Raw genomic sequence first — 14,287 nt, 5'->3', positions numbered from 1 at the left:
GCATCTCGTGCCGCGAGCCGTTGCTAGCCGCCAGGGCTTCACGGAGGGCGGGGCCGCCCAAACGCGCGTGCTCCCCGGCCTGGTGCTCTTGATCCGCCAGAACGTGCGCGGCGTGGTCGTGGCCGAGCTTTTCGCGGCGGACCCGCCCCTACTGCTGCCGGGGGGCAAGCGACCGCATAACCTCTGGTTCCGGCTCGACGTCGCCTTCTGAAGCCGCCGCCGGCCGTTCCCATCTCCAACCCTCCGACCGCCGCTGGCTCGAATCCCTCCGGGCTGTGCCATGTACTGGCGCAGTTGAGACGCCGTGCGTCACACTGCGTTCCGGGCTCTGGCCTGGGGGCGCCCTGGGCTCACGGCTCTAACTCATTGTACGGCAATCGGATAGGAGGTTAGCCGGATGCGGGCACGCAGGGGCGTGCTTCCTGCCTTGCCGCTGCGCCGAAGTCGGTTGCGGGCCACGGCCCGCCGGCGGCCGCGCGGCAGCGGCGCCTGAATCGGCAACGGGGCGCGGAAGCGCCCAAGCCGGGAGGATTGTTATGAGAGAGGATCATTCCAGCTGCTTTTCCTGGGGTCTCGTGCTCTGCGGCACGCTGGTGGCCAGTATGGCCCTGGGCGGGTGCGACGAGGGGGAGGTCGTGACCGAGCCGGAGCCGGAGGGCCCGGTCAAGGCATCGGAGTGGCTGGCCTCGGTGAACTGGGATCAGAGGACCGTGGTCACGCTAAACATGGTGGAAGCGGCGGATGGCCGGTTGCTGTTCTCGCCGAACCAGCTCGCCTTCGAGGCGGGGAAGCCGTACGTGCTGCGCATGGTGAACGGTGCCTCGAACAAGGCCAAGCACTACGTCTCGCCGGAAGGGCTGGGCAACTTCTACCAGGCGATAGCGACGCGGAAGATCGAGACGTCGCAGGCCGAGTACAAGGCTGCCTACTTCAACGAGGTCGAGTTGATGGTGGGCGGGTCGCTGGACCTGTACTTCGTGCCGGTGCTTGCCGGGACCTACGACATCCTGTGCACCATCCCGGGGCACAAGGAGCTGGGTATGACGGCCAGGTTCACCATCACGGGGAGCGCGTCCAACCGGCTGGACCTCGAGGTCGCGGCGGACTTCAACTCAGCTCTGACCTCGGACCCGCGCCGCTCCGGCTCGCATGATGTGTGGAAGGGGCGCGTGGACCACACCATCTCGATCGTGGAAGCGCCGGCCTACGCGTTCGTGCCCAAGGACCTGGCACTGCGCCAGGGGGTGGGCTACCGGCTGCGGCTGGAGAGCCCGGCTGCGAACGCGTCCAAGCACTACTGGACGGCGGCGCAGTTCTTCAAGACCGCGGTCTGGCGCAAGGCGGAGGACACGCAGGCGGAGATCAAGGCGCCCTACCTGAAGGAGGTCGAGCTCATGGTGGGCGGGTCCGCCTTGCTCTTCGTGGTGCCGACGCAGGCGGGCACCTTCGAGACCCGCTGCACGCTGCCGGACCACGCCCAGAAGGGCATGGTCGGGAGCATCACGGTGACTTCCAGCTAGGGCCGTCCTCATGCGCTTGCCAGGAAAGCTGAAGCTGGGCGGCGCTATCGCGCTCCTCTGGATCAGTTTCTCCGCGGGACGCCTGGGCGCCGCCCAGGTGCCCGCGGGCCGTGCGGCTGGCCCGGCCTCGAGCGGGCGGCCGGGTTGGATCGCGCCGGAGCACGTGGCCGCTGTAGATGCCGCCCGGCTATACGTCGATGCCTGCGCTCCCTGCCACGGCCGCGGGGGCGATGGCAAGGCTCGCGGCGCGAGCCGGCTGGGACCTGCGCGGCCGCGCGATTTCACGGCCGGCGTGTTCAAGTTCCGGGGCACGCCCAGCGGCTCACTTCCCACCGATGAAGACCTCTATCGCAGCATCTCCCGCGGCGTGCCGGGCACCTGGATGCCGGGTTGGGAGGCGTTGCTCGGCCCGGCCGAGCGGTGGGCCCTGGTCGCGTACATCAAGGGATTCGCTCCCCTTTTCGCGGAGGAGGCGCCCGAGCCGCCCATCAGCGTGCCGGCGCCGCCCGCGCGGACCCGGGAGCTGGTGGGGGAGGGCCGCTGGGTTTACACCATGCTGCGCTGCACCCAGTGCCACGGCGCGCGCGGCCGCGGCGACGGCCCCTCGGCTGGCGGCCTGACCGACGATTGGGGCGCGGCCATCGAGGCCTACGACTTCACGCGCGGCGGCTACAAGAACGGCTCGAGCCCCGCCGATGTGTACCGCACGCTGGTCACCGGGCTGAGCGGCACGCCCATGCCCGCGCTCGAGCCGGCGGCCGTCACCTTCGCGGGGGGCGCGGACGCGCCGCTGGGCCGGCTGGCGCAGGAGCTGGGGGCCCGAGAGCTGCGGGAGCTACGGGAGTATCTGGCGGGCCAGCCGGGCGCGGCGGAGCTGGCCCGCATGGGGCCGGAGCAGTCGGACAGCCTGGTGCAGCATCGCCTTTGGGCGCTGGTCTACTACCTCGAGTCGCTGGGCCGGCCCAGGACGTGGATCTATCGGCTGCTGGCGGAGCCTCCCGACTTGCAGCGGAGCGGCCGGCCGTGACGCGGCGCGCGTGGCGCAGCCTGCTGGGCGCGCTCGCCCTGGTCCTCGCGGGCGGCGGCTGCGCCGGCGAGGGGACGGGGCTGGACGAGTTCGGCAACCCGCGCACGGGGCCGGCCCGCCAGCTCGGCCCGACGCTGGGCTCGATCCAGGCGCTGGTCTTCAGTCCCATCTGCACGCGCTGCCATACGGGCGCTTCCGCCCCCCTGGGACTGGCGCTGGATCCGGGCGTGGCGCACGGCAACCTGGTGGGCGTGCACAGCGTCGAGCGGCCGGATCTCATGCGGGTCCGGCCGGGCGAGCCGGACTCCAGCTACCTGCTATGGAAGCTGGAGGGCCGGCCGGGCATCGAGGGGAGCCGCATGCCCCTGGGTTCGCCTCCGCTCACACCCGAGCAACTCGCCGCGATACGCGACTGGATTGCCGCCGGCGCGGCGAACAACTGAGGTCCGACCATGAAGCTTGTCCCTGCTGCTGGGTTGGCCACTGCCACTGCGGCCCTGGCCCTGCTGGCCCTGGCGCCCGCGCCGGCGGCCGGCGCCGCGCCCGAGCCCTACCTTGCCGTCCGCAGCGGCCTGCGCTGCGCGCAGTGCCACATCAACCGCACGGGCGGCGGGGGACGCACCGACTTCGGCAGCATCTACGCGCAGACACGGCTGGCGCTGCGCTCGAGCGCATTCCGGGGTCGCTCGCTGGGCGGTCTGGCCTCCGTGGGCGGGAACCTGCGGATCCGGGCGGCCGGCACGGTCAGCGAGGCCACGCCGCGCACCGCCGTGGACGTGGACGAGGCCAGCCTGCAGCTCGATGTGCGCCTGGTCCCCGATGTGCTGAATTTCTACGTGGACGAGCGGGTCGGGCCGGGCAGTGCCGCGACCCGCGAGGCCTTCGCACTGCTGCAGCAACTTCCCTTCGACGGATACCTGAAGGCGGGGAAGTTCTTCCTCCCCTACGGGCTGCGCCTGGCCGACGATGCCGAGTACATCCGCGAGCGGACCGGGTTCACTTACGCCACGCCCGACCAGGGCCTCGAGCTGGGCCTCGAGCCTGGTGCCTTCACCTTCTTCCTGGCCGTCTCGAACGGCACCCAGGGGGCAGCCGAGATCGACGATGGCAAGCAGCTAGTGGGCACGGCCGCGCTGGTCTACCCGGCGTTCCGCATCGGCGTTTCCGCGGCGCGCAACCGCTCGCGGGACAGCCGGCGCGAGCTGGCCGGCGCCTTTGCCGGGTTACGGGCCGGCCGTATGGCGCTGCTGGGAGAGATCGACCGCATCCGGGATACACCGGCGGCGGGCGGGAAAACCGAGCAGACCGCCGCCTACCTGGAGGGGGACGTCCTGGTGGTACGCGGGCTCAACCTCAAGCTCAGCTACGGGTTCCTCGATCCCAACACGGCCATCGGCGAAAACGCGCGCATTCGCATGCGCATGGGCCTCGAGATTTTTCCGGTCGGCTTTCTTCAGGTTGCGGCCTTCTACACGCTGCTCGAGGACATTCCCCAGGCCACAGCCGACAGGGATGAGCTCAGTATAGCGCTGCACGCCCACTTTTAAGGGGATGACTATGCTTCTGGCATCGCATGCAACGGCTGCGCGGCGGCTGGCCTTCGCGGCTGTCCTGGCCGGCTTGCTCTCGCCCGCGTCCGTCCTGGCCCAGCGGAGCACCATCCACGGCGTCGTCCGCTACCGCGGATCGGCGCCCGTGGCAGCAAAGCTCAAGGTCACCAAGGACCGGGAGTTCTGCGGCGAATCGGTCGCCTCGCGCCGACTGCTCGCGCAGGGGGGCAAGTTGCGCGACGCCGTTGTCTACCTCGAGGGCCCCGTGCCCGTCAACACTCCCATCAGGACCCACACGCTGAGCAACGTGGGGTGCGACTTCGACCCGCCCGTGCAGGTGGCAGAGGTGGGCGGGATGCTGGTGCTGCGAAACAACGACGCCATCATGCACAACGTGCACCTCTACCTGGCGGCGCGCACTATTGGCAATGTGGCCCTGCCCTTCAAGGGCGTCGAGCTGCAGAACCGGCGCGCTCTGTCTCGACCTGGACTGGTCGAGGTGAAATGCGATGCCCACGAGTGGATGCGCGCCCGGATCTGGGTCTTCGACCACCCCTATTACGGGCTCACGGGCGTGGACGGAGCGTTCCAGATCCGGGACGTGCTGCCCGGCAAGTACGTGCTGCGCGCCTGGCATCAGGAGCTGGGCGAGCAGCGCCGTGAGATCGAGGTGTTTCCGGGTAAGGAACTGGTGGTCGACTTCGCCTTCTAGTCGGACCAGGTTTTCAAGTCTTATCCTGGTCGTTTCCCCGGGGGGGACAAAATGCCTCGGGGGGTGGAGCGGGCCGGGACAAGGTTGCCTGCCGCTCGGCCCCCGGGTTCGCCAAGAATGGCGGGACACCGCCATTTCCCCCGTTTTTCCCCCTGGTACACCCGTTGCTCCTCCTCCACGCGGGCGCGCGCGACTCGATACTTGACGCCGGCGTAGGTCGAGACGAAGCGGATCCTCCTCCACGCGGGCGCGCGCGACTCGATACCGACGGAGGTGGTCCCATGCACGCACCTGCCCTCGAGGAGCACCCGGTCACACCGTCTGTACCGGAGGGCGCAGGGTTGACGGAGGCCCAGGCTGGCATGCCGGCGGCCGAGCCGGTCGAGCTGTTCACGCACCTCATGGCGAGTGCGCCCGTGCGGCAGAAGAAGGCCACCGCGGCCGCGCTCGCGAGCTCCGTGCTGTTCCACGGGGCGGTCATCGCAACTTTCGTCTGGCTCACGCTGGCCGTGGGCCAGGCGGGGCAGGGGCCGGAGGAGCAGCTGACGTTGATCCGGCTCGAGCCGGAGGCCCCGCCGCCACCACCGCCTCCTCCCCCACCTCCCGCGGACGCGCCGCCCCCCCGAGAGCTGGCGGATGTGCCCAAAGGTTTCCAGACGCTGGCGCTGCCGGAGATCATCCCGCCGGACATCCCGCCTCCTGCGACGGGCCCCGAGATCCTCGAGGCGGACTTCACGGGTGAGGGGATCGAAGGCGGGCGGGCCGAAGGGAAGGTGGTGACCGCGGAGAACCTGGAGGCCGCGCCGGTATTCACGCCGTTTACGCTGGCGCCTGTGCTCAGGAACCGCGAAGAGGTGGCCCAGGCGCTGAGGAGGTTCTACCCGCCCATGCTGCGCGACGCCGGGATCGGCGGCACCGTGCTCATGTGGTTTTTCATTGACGAAAACGGCAAAGTGCGCAAGTACCTGATCAAGGTGTCGAGCGGCCATACGCTGCTGGACAACGCCGCGTTGCGCGTGGCGGACCTGATGGACTTCAGCCCGGCCCAGAACCGGGATCAGCGGGTGCCGGTCTGGGTGCAGCTTCCTATCCACTTCAAGGCGCAGTAAGGGAAGGGGGGTTCGCCATGAGGTACCTCCACTCGGTCGCGCCGCTCCTGGCGGCAGGGCTGGGTTTCGCGAGTTCCGCCTGGGCCAGTCAGCAGGGCCAGGCCGCTCCTGCGGAGAACATGGAAGGGCTCATGCGCGGCATGATGCTGGGCACGCTGGTACTCATGGTGGCGGGAGTGGGCCTGTTCGTGACCGCCGTCGTCTGGCTGCTGCGCACTCCGCCCACGGGCGGCACTACCCCGCCGGCCTCGGGTGATCGTGTTGCTGGAGCTTCGGCGGCAAGGAGGCCATGAGGCCGGAATAGCGAAGTCGGGCCGACTTCCGCCCATGCTGCGGCGGCCAGCCGGCGGGGCGCCTGCCGCGGAGCGCGGAACCAGCCTCCCCCGCCGGGTACAATTCCGAGAACGAGCTGAGCGTTTCGCGAACGGCGGCGCGGCCGAGCGAAGGGCGCTGGCGCGCATTGGCCGGCTCTCCGGGGCATTAAATGCGGATTCTGGTCATCGAGGATGACCGCAAAGTGGCAAGCTTCCTCGAGCGAGGCTTGCGAGAGGACGGCTACGCTGTAGACGTGGCGAATGATGGCGTTGACGGCGCGCTGAACGCCCACGTCTACGACTACGACGCGCTCATCGTGGACATCATGCTGCCAGGGAAGAACGGGTACCAGATCGTTCGCGAGCTGCGCGCGACGGGGAAGACCGTGCCCGTCCTCATGCTCACGGCGCGGGATTCGACTCAAGATATTGTCGCGGGGCTGAACGCGGGTGCCGACGACTACCTGACCAAGCCCTTCAGCTTCGACGAGTTGCTGGCGCGCGTGCGCGCGCTGCTGCGCCGCGGCGGTGCGGGCCGGACCGAGCTGCTCGTCTATGACGACGTCGTCATGGACCGGCTCCGGCACGTGGCGACGCGCGCCGGGCGGGAGCTCGATCTCACGCCCAAGGAGTTTCAGCTCCTCGAGTTCTTTCTGCTGAACCCCGATCGAGTGATTCGCCGCACCGAGCTGCTCGAGAAGGTGTGGGACCTGCACTTCGACCCCATGACCAACGTGGTGGACGTGCACGTGGGGCATGTCCGCCGTAAGCTGCGCAGGGCAGGTGGCTCGCCCCTAATTCACACCATCCGAGGCGTCGGGTACATCCTGAGTCACGAGGCCCTTTCTTGACCGGCTCCTTCCGATGCCGGCTGGCCATCCGCTTCACGGCGACGATGGCCGCGGGGCTGGCCGCCCTCTCCGCCCTTACGTTCGTCGCAGTGCGCGAGACGCTGGACGGACAGCTCGATGCCAGCTTGCTCAACGTCGCCTCGATCCAGGCCGCGTCCGTCACAGATGCGCCCTCGGGGGAGATGCGCTTCCACGAGTGGGAGCTCACGCCCGAGGAGGCAGCGCAGGTTCGCGAGCTCAACCGTTTCGCGCAGGTGTGGAACGAGGACGGGCAGACCCTGCTGCGCACACGCTATATCACAAATGACCTGCCGCTCGACCGCGAGGCCCTCGGCCGGTCCGTCGCGGGCAGGCTCGTCTGGGCGGAGCAGAGGTTCCAGGGCCTCCCGATACGCTCGCTGTACTACCCGCTCGGCCGCCTCGGGCACCTGCACCAGCCGCACGTACTCCAGGTCGCGGCGCCGCTCGATGCCAGGAACCGGATGCTGCGCCAGGTGCTGCTCCTGCTGCTGGGCGTTGCCACCGTCGTCTCAGGCGGCACCTTCGTTGGCGCCTGGTGGCTCGCGGGACGGGCGGTGCGCCCGGTGCACGAGGTCATCGACCAGGCGGAGGCGATCGAGGCGGGCACGCTCGAGCGCCGCATCAGCGCCTACGCCGACAGCCGCGAGTACCAGCGGCTCGTGCAGGTGCTGAACACGATGCTCGAGCGGCTCGCAGCCGCGTTCGAGGCGCAACGCCGCTTCACTGCGGATGCGAGTCACGAATTGCGCTCGCCCCTGACGGCGCTTCGTGGCGAGCTGGAGCTGGCCCGGCGCCGCCCGCGGAGTCCCGAGGAATACGAGCGGGTGATGGACAGTGCGCTGGAAGAGGTGCAGCGGCTTTCGCGCGTGGCCGAGGACCTGCTCACGCTGGCGCGCTCCGACGCGGGCGCGCTCGAGGTGCGGGCCACACCCACGGACCTGGCCGCGTGCGCGCGCGAGGTGGCGGAGCGCCTCGGTCAGCAGGCGCAGGCGAAGCACATCGAGCTGACAGTGGATGCCGGCGAGGCCGTGGCCGCGAACGTGGACGAACATCTCGTCCGCCAGATGGTTTGGAACCTGCTCAGTAATGCGATCAAGTTCACGCCCGCTGGCGGGCAGGTCGCGGTCCGCGTCGGAACTCGCAACGGCTCTCCCGTCCTCGAGGTCGCCGACACCGGCCCGGGAATTCCAGCCGAGGCGCTGCCGCGCGTCTTCGACCGCTTCTACCAGTCGGATCCCGCGCGCACGCCCGGCGGCAGCGCGTCCGGCACCGGCCTTGGTCTGGCCATCGTGCGCGCTCTCGCGGAGGCGCACGGCGCCCGCGTGGAAGCCGCCAACCTTAACGGCGGCGGCGCCGTCTTCCGAATCCGCTTCCCCCAGATCGAGTCCGCCCTGGTCTGAGCGGCTCGGCTACTTTCGGGCCGCTGGCGGCGCACTGTTCCGCCTTCGCTTTCCGACGTACCATTCCTGAAGCATCTTCACACGCTGGTCCGCCTGCCTTTCGCCGGAGGAGGCCGCATTGGAGCCGATCGGCACTTTCCGCGTGAGCCCCCGCCTCCCCCCCGCGCTGGAGCGCCTTCGCGAGCTGGCCTACAATCTTCGCTGGGCGTGGGACCACTCCAGCCTCGAGCTGTTTCGCCGGCTCGATGCGGATCTGTGGGAAGACGCGGGACACAACCCCGTTCTGCTCCTGGGCCGTATTGATCAATCCCGGCTCGAGGCCGCCGCCGAGGACGAGGCCTTCTTGAGCCACCTCGACGGGGTTTCCCGCTTCCTCGATGATTATCTAACTCTAACCAAGGAATCGACCTGGTTTCGCCGGGCCCACGGCTCCGCACCGGCGCCGCTCATCGCCTATTTTTCGGCCGAGTTCGGGCTTACGGAGTGTCTGTCGATCTTCGCGGGCGGGCTGGGCATCCTGGCCGGAGACCACCTCAAATCCGCGAGCGACTTGGGCCTACCACTGGTCGGCGTCGGCCTCCTCTATCAACAGGGATACTTCCGGCAAGTCCTGAACGATGCCGGCCGACAGCAGGAGATCTATCAGGACAATGACTTCTACACGCTGCCGCTGGCCCTGGAGCGCCGGCCGGACGGAAATCCCCTGACCATCGCGATTGCGTTCCCCGGGCGTCAGGTGGCGGCGCAGGTGTGGCGAGCTCGAGTGGGCCGCATCCCCCTTTACCTCCTGGATACGAATATCCCGGCGAATGGCCCCGGCGACCGCGACATCACCGATCAGCTCTATGGCGGTGATCTGGAGATGCGGATCCAGCAGGAGATTCTGCTCGGCATCGGCGGCTGCCGCGTGCTGGAGGCGCTCGGCCTCGACCCCGTCGTTTGCCACATGAACGAGGGGCACTCCGCCTTCCTGGCCCTGGAGCGGATACGCCGGCTCATGGAGCGGCACGGGCTCGACTTCGCTGAGGCACGCGAGCTGGCTTCCGCAGGACTGGTCTTCACCACGCACACGCCCGTTGCGGCGGGGCATGACGCGTTCCCCCATGCCCTCATGGCGCGGTACTTCGAAGACTACGCCCGGGGGCTCGGAATCTCCCTCCGGGAACTCCTGGTGCTCGGTCGGCAGGACGCCGAAAACGACGGGGAGCCCTTCGGCATGACGGTCCTGGCACTGCGCCTGGCTGCCCACTCGAACGGCGTGAGCCGCCTGCACGGCCGGGTCAGTCGACCCATGTGGCGGGGGCTCTGGCCCGGCGTGCCCGAGCACGAGATTCCGATCGGCACCGTCACCAACGGCGTCCATTTTCGAAGCTGGATCTCCCTCGAGATGGACCAGCTCTACGACCGGTACCTCGGCCCGCGCTGGCGCGAGGAGCCGGCGGATGAAACGGCCTGGGGGCGCGCGGGCCGCATCCCATCGGAGGAGCTGTGGCGGACGCACGAGAGGCGGCGCGAACGTCTGGTGGCGTTCGCGCGACGCCGGCTGCGCACGCAGTTCGCGCGGCGCGGCGCTTCGCGGGCCGAGCTCGAGGAGGTCGAGGAAGTGCTCGACGTGAAAGCCCTCACGATCGGTTTCGCCCGGCGTTTCGCCGCCTACAAGCGGGCAACGTTGCTCTTCCGCGACCCGGACAGGCTGGCCAGGATCCTCGGCGACGCGGATCGCCCGGTGCAGATCCTGATAGCCGGCAAGGCACACCCTCGCGATGAGGTCGGCAAGGACCTCATCCGTCAGATCGTGAGCCTCGCCCGCGAGCCGCCGTTCCACCGCCGCCTGGCCTTTCTCGAGGACTACGACATGGCGGCGGCCCGTTACCTCGTGCAAGGATCAGACGTGTGGCTCAACACGCCCCGCCGGCCGCTGGAGGCGAGCGGCACGAGCGGGATGAAAGCCGCCGCCAACGGCGTGCTGAACCTGAGCACGCTCGACGGCTGGTGGGCGGAGGCGTGGGACGTGGTCGGAGGCGAGGCGCTGGCCGGAGGTTGGGCCATCGGTGGTGGGGAGCTCTATAGTGACCCGGAGGAACAGGACCGCGTCGAAGCCGAAGCGCTCTACGCGCTGTTGGAGCGGACCGTGGTCCCGGCGTTCTATGACCGGGATGCCGGCGGGTTGCCGCGCCGCTGGGTCGGCGGAATGAAAGCGGCCCTCGGCCGGCTCTGCCCGATCTTCAACACGCATCGCATGGTCCGAGAGTACACCGACCGCTTCTATATGCCGGCCGCTTCTCGCGCGCGCCGGCTGGCGGCGGATGAGGCGGTGGGGGCGCGGGCCCTGGCGGCCTGGAAAACCCGCGTCCTCGCCGGCTGGTCCGCAGTGAGCGTGGAGGCTGTCGATGCGGGTCCCGCGGACGAGGTGGAAGTCGGCGAGCAGGTGTGCGTACGGGCCCGGGTGCGGCTCGGCTCCCTCGGGCCGGAGGATGTCGCCGTGCAGCTCTACATCGGGCGGCTCGACCCCAGGGGCATGATCAGCGAAGCGACGGCAATACGCATGCAGCCCGGCGGCCCCGTCGGCGACACGGCCCACGTTTTCGAGGCGAGCGCCGTCCCCTGCCCCGCCAGCGGACTTCACGGCTACACCATTCGAGTGCTGCCGCAGCATGCAGATCTGGACGGCCGCTTCCTGCCCGGGCTGATCGCCTGGGCCGGACCGGAAACGGCCGTGGAGTGAGCACAACTCGCTCGCATCGCGGACGGCGCTAGCCCTGCCCGCTAATCCCTTTTTGCTTAGCTGCCCTCCTGCTGCCGCCGTCGGCGCCAGAAACGCCACGCTAAGTACAATGCCGCGAGTACGCCCAGTACCATCAGCGGGCCGGTGAATATCATGAATAGCGTCCGGTTGCGCGTCGATCGAGCGTCGCGCAGCCGCTGCGCCTCGTCGCGAATGCGTGCGAGATGGCCGAGCACGTCGGCATAGCCGTACCACCAGGCGTAATCCGGGCTCATGTGGAAGGCGCCCTTGTACGATTTCAGGTTCGAGAAGAAGAACAGGTCGAAGTACTCGCGCTCGATTGCGGTCACGTCGAAGTAGAGTCCGGCCGGCCAGTGCTGGGCGAAGGACGTGGGCAACTCGAGCGCAGTGTAGCGCGGCCCCGCCAGGAGAGCCGCCGCCAGAGAGCCGTGGCTGGGCTCGATGAGACCGTCGTCATAGAGCTCCGCGAGGATCCCGCGGGCCTCCACTACCAGCGCGTCACCGGCCAGCTTGTGGCCATCCGCTGAGCGCAGATAGTCGCGCGCCTTATCCTCCGAGTGGCAGGTGAGACATACCTTCAACATCTCGTTGCGCTTCTGCCGGGCTTCGGGTTGCGTGGCGAGGTCTGTGAGTTCGCCGGCTGCCGCCTGGACGCCCATACCCCAGATGATCTTGCTGGTCATGTTGTGGCTCGAGCTGCGCCTACCGTCAGCGCCCACATAAAGCATGTGGCAATACGCGCAGGTGGGCGCTTCCCAGTCCGCCTGCGCCAGAGGTCTCGCCCAATCCCAATTGTCCCCGCGCGCGGCGTAGATCGAGCCGTGCTTCGAGCTCATATACGCTTCATAGTTTGGATGGTCGGGTCCCATGTGACAGGTGTAGCATGCCTCCGGTTTCCGGGCCTCTTCGAGACTGAACGAGTGACGCGTATGGCAGGCGATGCAGCCGTTGCGATAGATGAGCGAGCTGGTATCGATGTAGCGCTGCGCGGCGGTGCTCCAATATTTCGCGTCGGTCGCGCCGGCCTGGGCATGGCATGGGTCACACCCCATCTCCATGACGACGCGTGGCATCTGCTGGTAGTGCGGCACGCCGATGTTCCGCTCCCAATTCGTGCCGAGCGTACCCGGCCCGGGACCGTAGGAGTGGCCGGCATCGGTCACGTGATCCTTGTAGATCTGCGCGTGGCACCCGCCGCACGTGACTTCCGGCACGCGGCCCCGCGACGCCATGATTGTGTCGTGATTCGTGCCATGACAGTCCGCGCACGTGAGCTGCGGCCGCGGAAAGTCGACGCTTCGATTCTGCACGCCCGCACGACCCATGGCGCTCGTCTCGAATTGCCGGACGATGACCGGGTTGTAGTTGCGATGGCAGCCAGCGCAGCTCGCAGGGTCCAGTTTGCCGTGAGGGAGCTCCGCGCGGAGGCGCGGGTCCGCGGCCGGCGCGGTCTCGAGGTAGCGGTAAATCGCGCGCGCTTCCTGGTCGCTGACCAGCGTGTGAGCAAAGCGCGGCATGATTCCCCGCGGGCGACGCAGCTGGTTCAGAAAGGCTTCGAACGACAGGCGCGTGCGTGCCAGCGGCGGCCCGACCTCGCCCCGCGCACTGGCGCCGTGGCAACCGAGGCATCCCTTCTGGGCATACAGGACATGGCCGGGCTCGAGCGCCGCACCGCCCTCCTCGTGATCCTGGGCGCCAGCCGTGGCAGGCACGAGGGTGAGCGCAACCGTGAAAGCCGGTACAAGGATGGCGTGGAGACGTTCCATACGAGTCAAGTCGAAGTTTCTCTTACAACAATGCGGGGTTTCCTCCTGTAGGAGGACCCTGGGGCTCGCGACCCGGCGCTCCGACTCATCCACAAGTTTCCGGGCGCCGCGTCCACAATTGTCCCGCACGGCTATGCATTCAATTCAAGCGGCCCGCGCCAACACCTCGATCAGACCTTCGCCAACCATGCGCTGCCACCCTTTGCGCGCGCCATCGATAGCGAACGCATTGGAGGGCAGGAAGCCGGAGTGCTCAAGCACGAGCCGCGTGCCGCCTGATGGCGTCGGCGTGAGCGTCCAGGTGACCAGGGTGTCGAGACGCGAGGACTCCGCACCGCTGCGCCACGAGTACCGGAGGCGCTTGTGCAGGTCGACCTCCAGCACCTCACAGTGCACGATCCCGTCCCACCATGGCGTCGGCTGCTGCTTGAAGGTGAAGCTGTGCCCGACAGTTGGCCGCATGTCATTTGCCATCAGCCACGCCGCGAGCAACTCGGGCTCGGTCAGCGCACGCCATACTTTCGCGGGCGGGTGTGGCAGGTCGAACTCGAGAGAAATCGACTGCGTTTCGGTTTTGGCATTCATTCATCCATCTCCCTGAGCAATGCTTGCCGGCCTCGTTGTCGGCGGTCGGCAGGCCGCGCGGTAGCGACAACCTGCTCGTTCGTCACGAGCTTCACGAAGCGGCCGTGGTACGTGTCGGTGTTAGCGGTCGTCTTGCCGATCCCGCTCGGCGCGTCGTACGTGAGCGAGATCCGGAACGAGCCACCTTCGCGAGGGTCGAACACTTGCACGTGGCTGGTCATGCCGGTCGGCACCATCCACGTCGCGACCGCGCGGGCATCGAGAAGCGCGCGATAGACGATCGCGCGGGGCGCGTTAACGCGGCGACTGATGCGGGTCGAGTTCACGCCCGAATATTAGCACGTGCAGCGAGACGAGCAACACGCCGACTGGGTGGTCGAATCGCCGAAGCGAAAGTGACGGCGTTGTATCAGAAGGCGAAGGCCGCTTGATCAGCGCATCGCGGTAAGCGCCGCAACAGAACGAGCACGACAGGTACCGGCAGGATCCCTCTGCCCGATCGGGTGGGCCACCACACCGCCATCATGGCCGCCGAACGTCCTGCGCCGGAACCTTGGACCGATTGAACTCTGCGGTTTCCCTGCAGTCCTTGTCGCTTCCTGGTCTGCGCCTGGAGAAGCTGAAGGGAGATGGTGCCGGGCAGCACTCGATCCGAATCAACGACCGGTACAGGGTCTGCTTTCAGT

General features: G+C 68.3%; 15 protein-coding genes. 12 read left to right on the top strand and 3 right to left on the bottom strand.

Annotation, left to right across the window (positions count from 1 at the left end; all coding sequences use genetic code 11):
* From HY703_00720 to glgP, 11 genes are all read left to right on the top strand, one after another.
* Positions 1-211: hypothetical protein (locus tag HY703_00720; protein MBI4543701.1), on the top strand; the 211-nt coding region annotated here is incomplete at its 5' end.
* A 325-nt stretch (positions 212-536) separates the two neighbouring features.
* Positions 537-1,520: a hypothetical protein gene (locus HY703_00715; GenBank protein ID MBI4543700.1), complete on the top strand. Its 984-nt coding sequence runs from the start codon at positions 537-539 to the stop codon at positions 1,518-1,520.
* 10 nt (positions 1,521-1,530) lie between these two features.
* Positions 1,531-2,547 (top strand): c-type cytochrome, encoded by a 1,017-nt coding sequence (locus HY703_00710; protein MBI4543699.1) that lies wholly within the window; start codon positions 1,531-1,533, stop codon positions 2,545-2,547.
* A complete protein-coding gene (locus HY703_00705) occupies positions 2,544-2,990 on the top strand; it encodes a hypothetical protein (protein ID MBI4543698.1) in 447 nt (148 codons plus the stop codon). The genes HY703_00710 and HY703_00705 overlap by 4 nt, the downstream gene beginning before the upstream one ends.
* A 9-nt stretch (positions 2,991-2,999) precedes the next feature.
* Entirely contained in the window at positions 3,000-4,094 is a 1,095-nt protein-coding gene (locus HY703_00700; protein MBI4543697.1) for a hypothetical protein, read from the top strand.
* A gap of 10 nt (positions 4,095-4,104) precedes the next feature.
* Positions 4,105-4,809: a hypothetical protein gene (locus HY703_00695; GenBank protein MBI4543696.1), complete on the top strand. Its 705-nt coding sequence runs from the start codon at positions 4,105-4,107 to the stop codon at positions 4,807-4,809.
* Positions 4,810-5,090: 281 nt separating this feature from the next.
* A complete protein-coding gene (locus HY703_00690; protein ID MBI4543695.1) occupies positions 5,091-5,918 on the top strand; it encodes an energy transducer TonB in 828 nt (275 codons plus the stop codon).
* A gap of 17 nt (positions 5,919-5,935) precedes the next feature.
* Positions 5,936-6,211 carry a hypothetical protein gene (locus HY703_00685; GenBank protein ID MBI4543694.1) on the top strand — a complete coding sequence of 92 codons (276 nt, stop codon included), beginning with the start codon at positions 5,936-5,938 and terminating at the stop codon, positions 6,209-6,211.
* A gap of 191 nt (positions 6,212-6,402) precedes the next feature.
* Positions 6,403-7,083, top strand: coding sequence for a response regulator transcription factor (locus HY703_00680; GenBank protein MBI4543693.1), 681 nt, complete (start codon positions 6,403-6,405; stop codon positions 7,081-7,083).
* Positions 7,080-8,504, top strand: a complete 1,425-nt coding sequence (locus tag HY703_00675; protein ID MBI4543692.1) for a HAMP domain-containing protein — start codon at positions 7,080-7,082, stop codon at positions 8,502-8,504. The genes HY703_00680 and HY703_00675 overlap by 4 nt, the downstream gene beginning before the upstream one ends.
* A 118-nt stretch (positions 8,505-8,622) precedes the next feature.
* Entirely contained in the window at positions 8,623-11,229 is a 2,607-nt protein-coding gene (gene glgP / locus HY703_00670; protein ID MBI4543691.1) for an alpha-glucan family phosphorylase, read from the top strand.
* 56 nt (positions 11,230-11,285) lie between these two features.
* On the opposite strand, the gene HY703_00665 is transcribed toward glgP, so the two are convergent.
* The 3 genes from HY703_00665 to HY703_00655 form a co-directional block, all read right to left on the bottom strand.
* Positions 11,286-13,016 (bottom strand): c-type cytochrome, encoded by a 1,731-nt coding sequence (locus HY703_00665; GenBank protein ID MBI4543690.1) that lies wholly within the window; start codon positions 13,014-13,016, stop codon positions 11,286-11,288.
* A gap of 144 nt (positions 13,017-13,160) precedes the next feature.
* Positions 13,161-13,601 (bottom strand): SRPBCC domain-containing protein, encoded by a 441-nt coding sequence (locus tag HY703_00660; GenBank protein ID MBI4543689.1) that lies wholly within the window; start codon positions 13,599-13,601, stop codon positions 13,161-13,163.
* Positions 13,598-13,927: an SRPBCC domain-containing protein gene (locus tag HY703_00655; protein ID MBI4543688.1), complete on the bottom strand. Its 330-nt coding sequence runs from the start codon at positions 13,925-13,927 to the stop codon at positions 13,598-13,600. Before HY703_00655 ends, HY703_00660 begins: the two co-directional genes overlap by 4 nt.
* A gap of 227 nt (positions 13,928-14,154) precedes the next feature.
* Between HY703_00655 and HY703_00650 the strand changes: the two genes are divergently transcribed.
* Positions 14,155-14,287 (top strand): type II toxin-antitoxin system RelE/ParE family toxin (locus HY703_00650; GenBank protein ID MBI4543687.1); only part of this gene is annotated, 133 nt, incomplete at its 3' end.

The organism is Gemmatimonadota bacterium (assembly GCA_016209965.1).
GTDB lineage: Bacteria > Gemmatimonadota > Gemmatimonadetes > Longimicrobiales > RSA9 > JACQVE01.
The sequence above is the reverse complement of the archived record's forward strand: the minus strand, read 5'-3'. Positions and strand labels throughout refer to the sequence as shown.